Genomic DNA, 339 nt, shown 5'->3' on the forward strand with positions numbered 1-339 from the left:
CACTTGGCGATTGCCTCGAGGTCGCCTTCCGCGAGGGTCCGTGCGCGCTGGAGGCAGGAGATCGCCTCGTCGTACTCACGGTTGTCGCGCAGGCCACCGGCGAGCGCGGACAGCATCTCGCGGATGGCCACGGCGTCGCCCCCGCGCTCGGCGGCGGCCAGGCCCTGGCGGTGGATGGGAATCCACAGCTCGTGGCGTGTGTAGAGGAACAGCGGCCATGCCGCGTGGGTCACGCAGGCAGCGGCCCTGTATTCACCGTGCCTGGTGGCGGCGGTGATCGCCGGGAGCAGCGCGGGAGCCGTCGCTTCCAGCCAGGCGAGCGCCACGTGGTTGACGGCG

General features: G+C 72.0%; 1 pseudogene. It reads right to left on the reverse strand.

The window, feature by feature from the left end:
- A pseudogene (locus ACLWS4_RS38080) lies at positions 1–339 on the reverse strand (hypothetical protein); the annotation flags it as partial.

It is taken from the genome of Kitasatospora sp. SC0581 (assembly GCF_048159585.1).
In the GTDB taxonomy this organism is placed as follows: Bacteria; Actinomycetota; Actinomycetes; order Streptomycetales; family Streptomycetaceae; genus Kitasatospora.